The organism is Arthrobacter sp. 05N428_2, assembly GCF_056397065.1.
Map to the genome: position 1 here is coordinate 13324 of NZ_JBFTMR010000019.1, position 14231 is coordinate 27554.

The 14231-nt window shown below is 64.0% G+C and carries 11 protein-coding genes; 7 read left to right on the plus strand and 4 right to left on the minus strand.

Annotated elements, in window-relative coordinates; genetic code table 11:
• Nucleotides 1–439: 439 nt before the first annotated feature.
• The gene (locus AC1DGI_RS16175) at nt 440–1348 is read right to left on the minus strand and encodes a helix-turn-helix domain-containing protein (RefSeq protein WP_441403465.1); all 909 of its coding nucleotides are present in this window, start codon (nt 1346–1348) and stop codon (nt 440–442) included.
• A 952-nt stretch (nt 1349–2300) separates the two neighbouring features.
• Here AC1DGI_RS16175 and AC1DGI_RS16180 point away from each other — a divergent pair.
• Complete coding sequence (locus AC1DGI_RS16180) at nt 2301–2663, plus strand: DUF488 domain-containing protein (protein WP_441403441.1); 363 nt, start codon at nt 2301–2303, stop codon at nt 2661–2663.
• 476 nt (nt 2664–3139) lie between these two features.
• On the opposite strand, the gene AC1DGI_RS16185 is transcribed toward AC1DGI_RS16180, so the two are convergent.
• Nucleotides 3140–3631 carry a hypothetical protein gene (locus tag AC1DGI_RS16185; protein ID WP_476899560.1) on the minus strand — a complete coding sequence of 164 codons (492 nt, stop codon included), beginning with the start codon at nt 3629–3631 and terminating at the stop codon, nt 3140–3142.
• Between the two features lie 218 nt (nt 3632–3849).
• Between AC1DGI_RS16185 and AC1DGI_RS16190 the strand changes: the two genes are divergently transcribed.
• The 6 genes from AC1DGI_RS16190 (at nt 3850) to AC1DGI_RS16215 (ending at nt 9880) form a co-directional block, all read left to right on the plus strand.
• Nucleotides 3850–4083 (plus strand): hypothetical protein, encoded by a 234-nt coding sequence (locus tag AC1DGI_RS16190; RefSeq protein WP_441402278.1) that lies wholly within the window; start codon nt 3850–3852, stop codon nt 4081–4083.
• A 925-nt stretch (nt 4084–5008) separates the two neighbouring features.
• Nucleotides 5009–5368 (plus strand): iron chaperone, encoded by a 360-nt coding sequence (locus AC1DGI_RS16195; RefSeq protein WP_441402277.1) that lies wholly within the window; start codon nt 5009–5011, stop codon nt 5366–5368.
• A 375-nt stretch (nt 5369–5743) separates the two neighbouring features.
• Entirely contained in the window at nt 5744–6628 is an 885-nt protein-coding gene (locus AC1DGI_RS16200; RefSeq protein WP_476899561.1) for an NmrA/HSCARG family protein, read from the plus strand.
• Between the two features lie 405 nt (nt 6629–7033).
• Nucleotides 7034–7381, plus strand: a complete 348-nt coding sequence (locus tag AC1DGI_RS16205) for a hypothetical protein (RefSeq protein WP_476899562.1) — start codon at nt 7034–7036, stop codon at nt 7379–7381.
• A gap of 3 nt (nt 7382–7384) precedes the next feature.
• Nucleotides 7385–8062, plus strand: coding sequence for a DUF981 family protein (locus AC1DGI_RS16210; RefSeq protein WP_476899563.1), 678 nt, complete (start codon nt 7385–7387; stop codon nt 8060–8062).
• Nucleotides 8063–8845: 783 nt separating this feature from the next.
• On the plus strand, nt 8846–9880 hold the full coding sequence (locus AC1DGI_RS16215; protein ID WP_476899564.1) for an AAA family ATPase: 1035 nt from the start codon (nt 8846–8848) through the stop codon (nt 9878–9880).
• Nucleotides 9881–10149: 269 nt separating this feature from the next.
• Here the strand turns inward: AC1DGI_RS16215 and AC1DGI_RS16220 are convergent, their stop codons facing one another.
• Nucleotides 10150–13029, minus strand: a complete 2880-nt coding sequence (locus AC1DGI_RS16220; RefSeq protein ID WP_476899565.1) for an FAD-binding and (Fe-S)-binding domain-containing protein — start codon at nt 13027–13029, stop codon at nt 10150–10152.
• A 44-nt stretch (nt 13030–13073) separates the two neighbouring features.
• A complete protein-coding gene (locus tag AC1DGI_RS16225; RefSeq protein ID WP_476899566.1) occupies nt 13074–14213 on the minus strand; it encodes a Glu/Leu/Phe/Val family dehydrogenase in 1140 nt (379 codons plus the stop codon).
• Between the last annotated feature and the right edge of the window lie 18 nt (nt 14214–14231).

A 14231-nucleotide genomic window follows, 5' to 3' on the forward strand; every position in this document is an offset into this window, starting at 1 on the left:
CAACAGGTCCTTGGCGAGGTAGTAGGCAAAGGCCCGACTGTTGGCGAGGCCCCGCTCTGGAACTCCTCGGCCGGGATCAGCACTGTGGATAGGGAGCCCGCGGCCCGTGCGCCCAACGGCGTGCGTTAGAAACATCCGGGGCCCTCCGCTTCGCGGGGGCGCCACTGCGGCGTGATGATTCACCGGGTGAAGAACAGCCGCCGGTTTTTCGTCACTTTGTGCAGAGATGCAGGACGACTCTCATTGCCTACTTCGGGGAGGCTAGCATTTCGTGCACGGGCGGGGCCTCGGTTATGTTTTGGGGGATCGAGGGCCCTCCCGTCGCCGGGACCGGTCTGCGCCCCCTGCTGGACCCTTCCACAGAGGTTCCGTGCGACCAAATCCTGGCTCTCCTGTAGGGGCGGAGTCGACAGGCGGCCCGTACTGGGTTGTCTCGGGTTTACCGGGCGAGAGATCGCCGGATGACATCGAGGTGACCCGCCGTCGCGGCTGGTTGGCCCCTGAGGTCGCGCACCGTGAGCCCCGTTGCCGCCTTCAATGCCCTTGACAGGCTTTGGGTATTGGAAAAACCGCTGCGGGCGGCGAGTTCGTCCATCGGTCGCGACCGGTCTTCCTTGTCAAGGAGTAGCTCCAGAGTCCTCGCGGTACGCACGGCGCGGATGCGGGAGCCGAGTCCGAGCTCTTCCTGCTCAAAGTGGCTGAACAGTGTCCTGCGGGAGATGTGGAAGTGCTCTGTGATGGCTTGGACCGCCAGGTCCCGTGAGGTGTAGTTCCGGTCGATGTACTTCCTAATTTCCAAGAGCTGCGACCATTGGAGCGATTCGGGGGCGGGGGGTACTTCGAGCAACGATGAGATCAGCGAAGCAACGATGGACGTCAGCACACCGGCCGCCGAACCGGAGTGTTCTTCCATTCCGTCGTTTCGGCAGTTCAAGAGAACGGGCATAAGCAACGAACGCAATACGGGATGCTGAATGAGATTGGGCATGTCGGACAGGCGTTTGGCGTCTGCCATCGTCAGGTCCAGAGCGGCTCTGTCTAGGTTGAGCTGGACGACGTGCATGCCGTTGGGAGCGCGGAATTCTCCTTTGTGGGTGAGATCGAGGAAGCGAACACGTGGTGCGCTGATGGACGTAGGCTCTCCGGAGAAGTTGTACGTCGCAGAGGGGGCCTTGACGAAGTAAGCCAGACGGAGGTCGCCCGAGTCTGGGTTGGCATTCCAGAATCCTTTTGCGGGTTCGTTCCGGAGCTCTATCACGCTGAAGCCCGGCCCAGTAAAACTTGTGGCCCACGGGCGAAAAAGCGGGGAAGTCGGCCCGGTTTCCTCCAGCCGGACAGGAGTTTCCACGGCTTGTCCGTACCATGTCCGCCAATGCTCGAACTTCTCCCGCGGAGTCAGTTCCTTCGGGACCTCGTAGTGCTGCCGGGTTGCACGAGCCACAGATCGCGGGGGAGTGCTAAGCGACCTCGTCTTCGGGCCGGGGACGTTTTCATCCATTTTTCCCTACTCCGACGGCAACGACTGATTCTCGGCGTCTGCCATTCTAACCGCCACGCGCGCCGCAGCCATCTACTTCGTCATGTGATGGCGAAGAATTGCTTGACCCAGCTCCGCAAATAGCCCCTGACCGCTACCGCAGACGGCAATGAGGGCGCAGCCGCTTCGCTGCCGGTGACGCACCTCGCCCGCCGATTGGTTTACCGCACGAAGCGTTCCCGGTCATTGGTCCCTGAAGCAGTCCATCTTCACGCTCCGGGTGAGATGCGCGGCTCAGCCCGTATCGAAGGACGCCCCCGCACAGGCCGGGGGAGACCGTTGGGCGGGGGCGTCTTCGAGATAGTCTCCGAATTGGGGGGAATCGGAGACTGCTTAAATGGTCAGCCTGCTTATCTTTTAAGTCAAGCTGTGATGGCCAGGGCGAGGCCCGCGCCCACCCCGGTTACATGCCGCATTGGGTGAGTCGGTTACACGCCGCCCGGATACTCCTGCGGCCTACCGAAGCAGTTTTCCATGAGGACTCTGCCGGTCCGTCCTGTGGGGTGTGTTCGGATTTCAGGCAACTCTTTCCGGCGGTCCAGAGCCGGAGAGAATACTCACGGGACGACTTTACCGCCCGCTGCCTGTGCCCCGGGGCCGGTGATTGGTCCTGCGCGTGCTCATGGTGACGTGGCTCCTCGGGGGATCGGGAGAGCATAATGTCACCGGGGACGAAGCCCCATAGGGGTTTTCGTCGCTTCGGGCGTCACCGCTCGAAGCATGAGAGCTGCGCCGTGGCGTGAGGCGGCGAGGAAGCTGGGAAATGTCGACTTCAGCGGATGTTCAGGTGCGCCGGGTTTATGACGGGACCAGGGACGATGACGGCGTACGGGTTCTGGTAGACCACATCTGGCCGCGCGGGATGACCAAGGCCAAAGCGGCACTGGACGAGTGGTGCAAAGAAGTCTCCCCATCGACGGAGCTGCGCAAATGGTACGGCCACGACCCTGCAAAGTTCGACGAATTCGCAAAGCGATACAAGGCCGAGCTTAAAGATCCTGCCCGGGCGCAGGCGCTTGACCATCTGCGCGAACTCGCCAGGGGCCGGCGGCTAACGCTGCTGACGGCAACCAAAGCCGCCGACATCAGCGAGGCCCAAGTCCTGGCCGACCTGATCGGACTGTAGCCACCACACGTCCGGCGCACTCGAAAGGGGGGCGTCGGGAAGGACACGATCAGTGACCGGAAACGGGATCCTGCGACGGGCCGGAGCTTATTCCCGTCATGCGGTGGGCAACCGACGGCGTGAGGATCGTGGTGAGGACGAATCCTGGCCACACTCTTTTTTGGCCCTCACGGAAGCGCCTTACGCGGGCGGTCGCTGCGGCACCGCGTTTCTAAACTCGCCCTCTGCTCGCGTCAGGTTCCGGTATGTCATCGAGAAGGACGACTGCACAGCCAGCACTCTCGACCCCACCGGGCACGAGAAGGCCACCAGAAGATCATGGCGTAGCGCTGGGCCGGTTCACGGAGGCGGAACAGCAAGTGACTTGGCCAGGAACAGATCTGGGGCCGTGCCTGCCCAAGTCTCACTTGCCTCAGGCCGGCAAGACGAACCAAAATCCCAGCTAGTTACCGCCTGTCCGATCGGATGACCAGCGGCTACCGCTCGGGACGACCCAGCAGGTAGACGCCGAAGGCGTAGCTGCCCAGGGCAATGGCGAAGAGCGAGGCCATGATCATCGAGCTGAAGTCCTCACCGTAATTGAGGAAGCTGCCACCATTGAAGCCGGCTCCGAGTACGCAGACGAATCCCACCACCGTCGTCGTTACGGCCGCACGGTCGTGGCTGCCAATCGATAGGAGGAGGGCAGCCAGCGAGCCGAGGACGAGAAGCAGGCCCAGCCCGGCGTGCAAAGTGAGCCACAGGCCCCCGCCATCCGTGACGGCCCAACCCAGGCTCTGGAAGACCCCGCTGAAGTATTCCGGCGGCTTGGCGCCGGGATGCGACTCAGGGATCTTGACGAAGAGGTTGACGACCATGCCTAAGAGGTACTGGGCCAGAAGAGCAATGATGAGCCCGAATTCTGTTCGGTGCAGGAGATCTCGGCGGCGCGCCCCCGCGCGAGGTTCCACGTCGAGGTTCTGTCGCACCAGGTGATCTTCCGCCACAGTGACCTCCAGTTGCGGACGATGATGATAGCGAGCATACGATACCGCGGAGAGCCGGGTCTGTGCCTGCTGAAGCATCCCAGCCAGACACCTCTGGGGCGTCGGTAATGGAGCAGCTGCGCTCGTTAACTGGCGCTTTGCCGGCGCTCGTCCCACGCTCGAATCTGTACTCACGACTTCGCGGGTGCAACACTGCGTGGATGAACATCTTCGAGTGGTGGCCTCTGGTCGATGCGGAAACACGCGACTGGCTCGTTGAGCACAACGGCGAGCCGCTGCCGCAGAATGTCATCGCCGACATCATGGCGGTTACGGGCGGCACGACGGATTCTGAGTGGTGGGCTGGCGAATCAGCAGACGGTCCGCAGCTTTCCGACACAGCTGTGGATTGGATCGAGGCTGTCGCCAACGACGAGGAGTCGACAGCCGGCTAAAATTTGCCGCCGCGTCCCACTGAAGGTTTCGCAAACGGGTGGCTGCCGCCAGGGTCAATTGATCAGTAGCTGTTGCGCACTAGGAAGTTCGGGGCCTGCTGGGTCCAGCCGCCTCGTCCCTGACGGACTCAAGGCCCCTCTCTGCACCCGCCGGGACCACTAGCCAACCCTCAGTAGGATGCTTATCGCCTACTGGAAAGCTTATCGAGCAGACGAGCAGACGAGCAACGCAGCAGGAAGCCGGCGGGCGGCCGATAGCGAAGGGAGACGCCGCTAAGGACGGAAGCCACTCTTGCCCGCGGCGTCGTTCCACCATCGTCGGAGCGCGTCGCCTGAGTCGACGATCTGGCCTCTGAGAACCTCCGGGAGCTCAGGGGCATTGCTACGGTGCCCGCGACACCGCTGCGGGCGAAACCCGGCCGTCGGAACTGTGAATCTTGAAGTTGGAGGTGACTGGTGCGGCTTCGGCTTGCGGAGTTCAGGGCGGAGGCAGTTGAGGACCGATAGAGTTTCGGCCTCGGAACTAGGCTGTCGTCTACCGCGACGCCGGCGCCGCCGACCCGGGGGACGCCGGCACGAAATCCGTCCTCTGGTATCACTTCGATGCTCCGGCCGCCGGCGGTTCCGTTTCGGTGAAACTGCGTCTGCGCTCTGCATCGATACCGGGGGAACGTCGTCGGGCGGGAGTTTGGCGCAGTCGTGGCTACCCGGCGCGAGGAAGCGGACGAGTTCTAGGCAACGGTGCTGCCCTCCGGCACGGCCGCCGTCGACTCCCATATCCCGCGCATACACCGCGCCGCGCCTTAGCCGGGCTGTTGTGGGGCAAACAGCTGTACCGCTACGCGGTGGCGCAATGGCTCGAAGGAGACTCGGCCCAGCGGATCCGGGACGTATCCCGTCCGGATGGCTGGCGTATCATCACATCATGGGGACGATCAGCACGTACCTGGACGCGATCGAAGGTGTGGACCGGGCTGCTCTTGAACGAGTTTACGCGATTGCGCGCGACGTAGTTCCCGAAGCCGAAGAAGGCACGAGCTATGGCATGCCGGCGCTGATGTACCGGGGTAAAGGCCTCATCTCCACGGTGCAAGCCAGGAAGTTCCTGTCGCTCTATCCCTTCAGCGGGAAAGTCGTGGCCGCCAACCGCGACGTACTGGCGAGTTTCGAAGTGACCAGCGGAAGCGTCCACTATTCAGTAGAGCATCAGCTGCCGGACGTTGCCTTGCGGCGCATTGTTCGGGGCCGCAAGGCCGAAATAGACGCCAGTATCTCCAGGCATTAGGTACGGTTCCCGTACCGTCCTATCCTGGCCAAGCGGCGTCTCCCGCGGTGGAAAAGATGGGCGAGTCCGCATGGTTTGTCTTCCGCGACTTTGAGTAGGTGCCGGGAGCCAGTGCAATTTTGGTGATCTTCGAGTCCGGGTTGGATTTGGCGCTGTTGATGTGTCTTTGGGTCTTTTGTGGCGCCATCGTCCTTGTTGAAGGCTGGGGTCGCCGCGGCGGTGCGCAGGCACATTCCGGACTTTCTGCCGCCCATCGACGTGGGGCTCCTGGTGGTGGACGTATTGCCCGACCGCGTCCATGTGTGGGCGCCTGCGGAATGATCATTGACCAGCGTCCGTTTTCATTGATATACGACGAACCTCGAGGAGAAGATCATGTCGCCAAGTTCTACTCCGGCCACCGCGGCGCCGTTGATCGCCGTCGTCGGCGGGACGGGTCATCAGGGCGGCTCTGTCATTGACGCGTTGCTGGCGCAGGGCGCGCGGGTGCGTGCCCTCGTTCGTGATCCAGACAGGCCGGCCGCGCGTGCGCTGGCGGATCGGGGAGTCGAGTTGTCGGTCGGTGGCTTCACCGATCCGGCGGCGCTCGGCTCTCTGTTTGACGGGGTGGATGCCGCGTTCGCGATGACCACCCCGTTCCCGGGCGGCACCGCGCAGGAATCGGCGTCCGGGATCGCGATCGCCGACGCCGCGGCTCCCGCGGGTGTCCCACACCTCGTGTTCAGCTCCGTAGGCGGCGCCGAGCGCGCATCGGGCGTTCCACACTTCGAGAGCAAACGCCGCGTCGAAGAACACATCGAAACTCTGGGCATCCATCACACCTTCCTCCGCCCCGTCTTCTTCATGGATAACCTGTCCGGATTCATGACGAGCGTCGAGAACGGTCAGGTGGTCGTAAGGATGGCCCTTCCTGACGGCATCCCGCTGCAGATGGTCGCCGTTCGGGACATCGGTCGGGCCGCTGCGGCTATTCTGCTCGGCGGAACCGAAGTGGAGGGCAGCAGTGTGGAGATCGCCGGCGACACACTCACCGGCTCGCAGATCGCGGAGGCCATCGGCGAGCACGCGGGCCTTCACGCGCGCTACGAGGCCCTGCCGCTCGAGGCCATCGCCTCTTTCGGCGACATGGCCGAGATGTTCCGCTGGTTCGCCGAAACTCCCGCCTACCAGGCCGACTTCGAGGCGACCCGCGCACTAGTACCCGACGCCCTCGACCTTCGCGGCTGGCTGGCCTCCTCAAACTGGCACCCGGGCGCGTGACCAGCTTCCGATAGGGACGGCACCAATGAGGAAACACGTCGTTCGTCGCTGCGCCAGGCCCTTACTGGGGTTATGTGCCTTCTTCTACGACTCACTTCTTGGCCGCGGTGATGCTCGAGGACAAGGAATTTCCAGTGATGTTCGAAGGCTGGTTGCGCGTCCCAGTCGCTGACTGCGGAATTTATTGCCGGCCGGCCTCTAAACCCGATCCGTTCGGCTCGTCTATGGATAGGCGATATGGATGATGTGGGCGCTCAGAGTGTGAGGGCTACGCGGTCACGTTTGCGCTCTCCCAGGCGGTCGCGGCGCCGGCCTGGGCGAGAGCGATGGCGCTGGCCCGTCCGATACCGCGGGCTGCACCCGTGACCACGGCGATCTTCCTGAAGGGGAGAAAGCTCCTGCAGAATGCCCCGCCTGGCAAACAGTTTCGCCTCTCGCTACGGTCGTCGCGATCTCATCAACGGAGGGCATTGCCCCTTTCGCTGCATGCCTTACGCGTGGTACGACATCCATATGTCCCACCATGATGTGTTCACTGGATTCCCGATTGAAGTCAACAACGGGAAAACTCGCCGGTGGGGCGCGATATTGGTCAAGGCTGTGTTTGCGATCCTGGTGGTCGGCGCTGTCCTGTCGGCGATTCTCTGGGCCGCCATCAGTAGCGACATGGGCGCATTGATCCTGTCCGCCACGTTTGCCGCCTGCGCTGGCCTGATGGTCATCCGGCAGGCACTTCTGGCAGAACGGGGGTAGTCCATGCTTGATCAGGGCATCACCTACAACACGACCATGGCGATGGTCGCTGGCGCCATCATGCTCTTGATACTCGTCTTCCTGCGAGTGGTCCAGCAACCTGGTCGCAAAACGATCGACGGATGGGCTTGGATGTTTGCGGCCCTCGGGTTGTTTTTGGCCGTCACCGGCACTCACATGACCCTCACGTGGCCACTGAAACAGATTCCCGTTCCCGGCGTCCCTTGTTGCGCGGTGGACAACCTCACCTTCGGTGAACCCGCCATGTTCTATGGATTTCTGGTGTTTTTCGGGGCCATAGCGTTGATGCGTGCGGAGAGAAACGCCGTCGACCGCGGGGTCCAGCTTGAGCTCGTGGCCACCGTCCGGCCGTTCCTGTACGCGGGTGCCTTCGGCGGAATCGGGCTCATCATGATCGCCGTCGCCGGACTCGAATTCGGGATGTGGCATCCACCCGAGGTGGAACCGATTGCCGGGATGCTGGCGGGCTCCATTCTGGAAGCGCTCTACATGGCGTTCGCCTACATCATCACTGGCGTGGCCGCGATTACGGCCCCGTTCGCTCCTGAGCATCGCCTGGTGGCCAGGGTCTTCGCCGTGTCGTTGTTCATCGCAGGAATGATGTGGCTGTTCCTCAGCATCACCGTTTTCTACGGACACGTCGGTTTCTTCCCGCACTAAGCCTTGATGCACCGATCTGCCTGGGCGGATGAGCTGAAACCAGTTTGAGCGGATTGCGGGCCGAGGGCATGGTGTGGCGCCCGTCCTCCTGACTATCGGCACCTTCGACGCCGTCGCAGACTCTGATTCGGCCCCGGGTGCGTTGCTGTGCAAAGCTCGGACAATCAAAGCCTCTGGGACGGCACCGTTGGAATGCTTGCAGCACGCGTGGCCCGCTACGCGACCCTGAGAGCCCCCCGGCAGCGTTCCTGGCCGGGGCGGGGCGTAGACCGGCGCTGGCGCTGGGGCCAGGACCGGTGCGGATACCGGTGGAGGCGCAGGCTGGGGAGTTGGTGTCTGAAACGGAGGCGGGGGAGGCGGCACGCTGCCAACTTCGGCATCGGCGGCGCCAAATACCTGCTGATCTGTGATCACCACCCGTAGAACGCGTACCGGACCGAGAACCCCCGGGGCTGGGCCATCTTTGTCGAGGTCGAGGGCAAAGACTGCAGCTGCCCTTCGCAGGATCCGCTCGTCACCCGCATCTCGGATGACCTGACAAACGAACCGTTCGGCGCCGTCACTTCAAGAAGGGGATTCCGGAGGAGTTCGCGCCCGAGCCGGTAACCGTCCAACACCAGGGCTAGACCAAGTCACGGGGAAGGGGGCACATCTGAACTGCTTCCCTAAGGCTGGACTGAGAATTCATTTCTCACTTACGGGGAGCAGTTTCATGTTTTAGAGCAGTGGTTGTCTGTCGGTTAACCCCACACGGGTTTGTGAATCGAGTTATACAGTTGATGCATGGCTGCCAGCCGCAATCCGCTCGACGACCTTCGCGAAATCATCGGCCATCTGACCGATCAGCTCAAGCTGCCCGGGTCGGAGCGCGTTGATGATCTGGTCGGCGATCTCGTCGGCGCGAGGCCCGGGCCGGCCCGGCCGCTGTCCGAGGTGCAGGCCGAGCTCGAGGCGTTGGTCGGACTGGAGACTGTGAAAGAACAGGTGCGGGCCCTCGTCGCACTGCTCCAGGTTCAGGCTCGCCGTAAGGCGCACGGCCTGCCGGAGGTGGCCACATCGCAGCATCTTGTGTTCCTCGGTAACCCGGGCACGGGCAAGACCACTGTGGCGCGGCTCCTGGCCGAGATGTACCGCGCGGTCGGACTACTGCAGAAAGGCCATCTGGTCGAGGTCGACCGGTCGGGACTGGTGGGGCAGTACGTCGGCGCGACCGCCATCAAGACGGACCGGGTGATCCGGCGTGCGCTGGACGGTGTCCTGTTCATCGACGAGGCCTACGCGTTGGCCCCGGAGGACGGCCGGATGGACTTCGGCCCCGAGGCGATCGAGGTCCTGCTCAAGAGGATGGAGGACCACCGTCACCGCCTGGTCGTGATCGTGGCCGGGTACCCGCGGCTGATGGAGTCCTTCTTGCTCTCGAACCCTGGACTGCGCTCCCGGTTCGCCCGTGAGATCACGTTCCCCGACTACTCCGTCGACGCACTCCAGACGATCTTCCACCAGATGCTGGCCCAGTACGAGTACACGCTGGAGCCGGATGCGGACCAGGTGCTGCGCCGCATCCTTACCGGGCTCCACGCGGGCGAGGACTCCGGCAACGCACGGTTCGCCCGCACGCTGTTCGAGCAGGCGCTCAACCGCCAGGCGCTGCGGCTGTCGCTCGACGAGGAACAAAGTCTCGACGCGCTCGATCGTGAGGCTGTCATGACGCTCACCGCGGAGGACATCGTCGAGGCCGCGCTGGCCTTGGGCGAGGAGCCGGAGCCGGAACCTACGCCGGAACCAGAGCCGTCACGCTGGTGGCGCTGGCTGGCCTGACCGGATCGGCGGCCGCTGGCCGGCGGAAGCAACCCAAGCAGTCACCGCGGGAAGCGGCCCTGGCGCTGCCGCGCACATGGGAGCCATTCCTAAGAAGAAGCCATCGGCACCGATCCGGCCCGAGGAGCTCGCTGAGCCTCAACCAACCCAAGGAAATCGTCGAAAGGTCGGCCGCGTAACTCCGATTGGTACCGTGTCACTGGGGTGTAGTCCAAAGTCGTCGCCCCTCATCCTGACGCTCATGGGCAGGCCTAGCGCCGCGCAGCCTTTTAGGCGGCGTTCCCAGGCGAGGCGGCTGCGGAGCTGTCCAGTGCCTCCGCGAGGATCTGGACGATGTGGCGGGAGCCGCGGCCGGACAGGTCCGCCACCTGGGTCCGGCAGGAGAACCCGTCGGCCAGGATGGACCGGTCCGGGGCATCGGCGATCTTGCCCAGAATGCCCTGTTCGGCAATGGCGACCGAGACGTCGTAGTGGCCTTTCTCCATCCCGAAGTTTCCGGCAAGACCGCAGCATCCACTGGAGATTTCCACGTCGCAGCCCATGGAGTTGAGCAGTTCCAGATCCTTCCCGTACCCCATGCTGGCGCTTTGATGGCAGTGAGGTTGCGCGAGAATCCGCTCCTCGCTGGTGGGCGGTTGCCAGTTGATGGACGTCAGGAATTCCGACACGGTCTGGGTCCGGGCGGAGACCTGCGCGGCGCGTTCGTCGTCGGGCAGCAGTTCGAGCAGGTCCGAGCGGAGCACCGCCGTGCAGGACGGTTCGAGTCCGATAACGGTCCTGCCATCGGCTACATGCGGGTACAAGACGTCAAGGGTTTTCCGAAGGGCTGTCTTGGCCGCGGTCAGTTGTCCTGTTGAAATGAGTGTCAGTCCGCAGCATGCGCCGGGGCCGGCAACTTCGATGTCACATCCCGCGGCCTGCAGTACCTTAAGCGCGGCAATGGGAACACCGGGGCTCAGTGCGTCGGAGAACGAATCCACCCAGAGCAAGACGCGGTGGGGAGTGACCGCTGTGTGCCGTCCAGCGCCGCCGTTCGCCATCGGCACCCGCACTGTGTTCAGAACTGCGGGAAGAAACTTCACCATGGAGCGGAACGGCGCCTGGGGAAATTCCGGCAGGGACCGGCGGGGATCTGCGCCGGCCAGCCGCAGCATGGTCCGGCGGAGGAACCCGATGGAGGCAACCTTGTTGACCAGGGGGCCGAACGGTCCGATGATTCCCAGCCAGGTGGGCAGTCGACCGAGGGTGTAGTGGCTGAGCGGACGCACGTGGCCCTTGTAGGTCTGGTGCAGTGCCTCCGACTTGTACATCGCCATGTCGATGCCGGTGGGGCAGTCGCTGGCGCAGGCCTTGCAGCTCAGACACAGATCGAGGGCCTCATGGACCTCCGGGGACCTCCAGGACATGTCCACGATGCCGCCGTTGAGCATTTCCTGCAGGACGCGCGCCCGGCCCCTGGTCGAATCCTTCTCATCCCTGGTGGCTAGGTAGGAGGGGCACATGAACCCGCCCTCCTCGCGGAGATCGGCCCGGCACTTTCCCACGCCCACGCAGCGGTGCAGCGCGTTAGTGACGTTGCCGCCATCGTGGGCAAACGCGAAACCATCTGTGGCCAGCAGGTTGCCTGCCTGCGGGCGGCGCAGGTGGGCATCGAAGGGGTCAGGATTGATGATGACACCCGGGTTGAAGATGTCCTGGAGGTCGAAGAGTGCCTTAAAACCGGCCATCGCGGCCAGGGCCCGGGGCGAATACATGGTTTTCAGCAGTTCGCCGCGCGCCCGGCCATCGCCGTGTTCCCCCGAGAGTGAGCCGCCGTACTTGGCGACGAGGTCCGCCGCGGCCGTCAGGAAGCGGCGCATCACGCCGGCGTCGTTCTCCAGCGGGAAGTCGATCCTGACGTGGACGCAGCCGTCCCCGAAGTGGCCATAGGCCAGCCCTGAAACGTTTTCGCGCGCCATGAGACGTTCAAGATCGCGAAGGTAGTTGCCCAGATGTTCGGGCGGGACGGCCGAATCCTCCCAGCCTGGCCATGCCTGCTTCCCGGCAGCGGTTCTCCCGGCCAGACCGGCACCGTCGGCCCGAATCTGCCACAGCCGTTTGGCCTCCGGTCCGGCCGGAATGATCATTGAGTCGATCGCGCCCGCGTCCCGGACCATCCGCTCTGCGGCAGCCACCGCCTCGCTCGACGTCGCTCCGCCCACCTCGACCATGAGCCAGCCGTTCCCCGCCGGCATGTTGGGGACTGCGTGCTCGCCTTTGGCGTTGCGAATCACGTTGACCAGCTGCGCGTCAAGTCCTTCCAGGGCCAGCGGATGGTGTGGAAGAAGGCCGGGAACCGCGTCGGCCGCGGCCGGCATATCCGAATATCCCAACACGGCCAACGCCGGGGCAGCCGCCTGCGGAACCAGCCGCACCTCGGCCTCCAGGATGATGCCGCAGGTACCTTCCGTCCCGGTCAGGGCAGCCGCCAGGTTTCCGCCGTTCTCGGGTAGGAGGTGCTCGAGGCTATAGCCCGAGATTTGGCGGCCGAACCGGCCGAATTCCAGCCGAAGGACGTCCAGATTGGCGGTGATGAACTCATCGAGTCCGGGGATCTGGGCCGTGGTGTCCTTGCCCGAGCCCAGCTCCAGCACTTGGCCCGACCCGGTCAGCCAGCGCAGCCGGCGCACGTTATCCGCCGTCCGCCCGTACGAGAGTCCGTGGGGGCCGCACGCGTTGTTGCCGATCATGCCGCCGATGGTGCACCGGGTGGACGTGGACGGGTCCGGCCCGAACCGCAGCCCGTGGACGGCGGCAGCCCGCTGCAGGTCACTGAGAACGACGCCGGGCTGGACCACCGCGGTCCTGTTCTCCACATCGATGCTGATGATCTGGTTCATGAACCTGCTGAAGTCCAGCACCAGTCCGGGTCCCACCGCGTTGCCGGCGCACGATGTGCCGGCACCGCGGCCGGTGACAGCCAGTCCGTGCCTGCGGGCAATCCTGACCGCTTCGATAACGTCTTCCGCATTCTTGGGCATGACCACCACCTGGGGCACCACCCGGTAGTTGGAGGCGTCCGTCGAGTATTCCGCGCGCCGACGGTTGCTGCTGTCCACGACGCCCGCAACTGCTGCGGTGAGTTCTTCGACAATCTGGTCAATCTTCATGCGTGCTGCTCTTCCTTGTCCCTGCGGCCGTGCGTGGTGGGATGTTAGTACTGCAGGGGCTTGCCGCGCAGTTCCATGGCGCGGCGGACGCGGCTTTGTGCCAGCGAACGGGCGGCGTGGTGGGTGGTGGAATCCAGCTTCTGCGCCTCCGCCAGCACGATGGCCGTGTTTGCTCGAAGCTTATGGGAGACCGTGGTGAAGATTTGCTCGGTCTCGGGACGGAACGGCGAGTACCGGGACTCCATCGCAAAGGCGGCGCTGACTACGCCGCCGGCGTTGGCGACGAAGTCGGGCACTACCGTCACGGATGCCGCACGCAGCAAGTGCTGCGCAGCGGCGTTTGTGGGAAGGTTGGCGCCCTCCACCACGAGCTTGGCCGAGATGCCGCCCACGTTGCCCTCATGGATGACATCCTGCAGGGCAGCCGGGATCGCGATTTCGGCGTCGACAAACAATTCGGTGCCAGCCGGAATGGCCAGCTCCGGAAACTCTTTGACCAATCCGTCGCCGAGCCGAGCCCGCATCGCCAGCAGAGTGGGGATGTCCAGCCCTTCGGTCTGGTGAAGCGCGCCCTCGGCAGTGGAAATCGACACGATGCTGTAGCCGAGCTCGTGAAGCCGGGCAGCGGTGGCATGGCCAACAGCGCCGAAACCTTGGATGGCCACGCGCTGTCCCTGGAGTCCGATGGTTGCGGCCGCCTCGTCCGCGGCTTCAGCGACGCCGTACCCGGTGATGCCCAGCTGGTCGTAGGGTACGCCGCCGAGGTCGTACGGAGTCCCTACTGCTGCACCGCGGTCGCCCAATTCATCGATGATGAGGGCCGCATCGTTTTCCGTCAGTCCCATGTCCAGTCCAAAGACGTATTCGGACGGGACCTCATTGCTCAGGGCCCGGACGAAGGAGCGGAGGATTGCTTCCTTGTGGGGTGAGCTCGGATCGGCCCGGATGCCGGCTTTGGCTCCGCCGAAGAACAGGTCGACGCCGGCCCACTTCCAGGTCATGACCCGGGCCAGGCGGGCAATCTCCTCGACGGTGACGCCAGGCTGCATCCGGGTACCGCCCTTGCCCATGCCTCGGGCGGTGTTGTCGATGACCAGCACGCCCTTCATTCCTGTTTTTGCGTCGCTGACCGTGACGATCTTTTCCGGTCCCCATTCATCCATCATGTCGAACAGACTGGTCATCGCTGGATACTCCTTGTG